The sequence below is a fragment of the Sphingomonas glacialis genome (genome assembly GCF_014653575.1).
GTDB lineage: Bacteria > Pseudomonadota > Alphaproteobacteria > Sphingomonadales > Sphingomonadaceae > Sphingomonas > Sphingomonas glacialis.
The window spans coordinates 1-237 of the sequence record NZ_BNAQ01000042.1 but is presented as its reverse complement, the minus strand read 5'-3'; positions in this window follow the sequence as shown (position 1 = coordinate 237).

Here is a 237-nt window from a genome sequence, read left to right as displayed (position 1 = left end):
TCAAACATTATATATAAAAAAGTTGCTTTTTCTCCTTTCTTGTAAAGTTCTGGTTTCGTCACCATAAACTCTACTATAATAGGTATGAAAAAGCAACTTTTTTTGTGCCTGAAACCAGAAATGACAATGGTTTGAATGCTATCGACCTAAATCGAAATAGTTACCTATAGTATCAAGATAAGAAAAGACTCGTTTTACTCGTCTTAAAAACCACAAAAAAACACTCAAAATAATTGT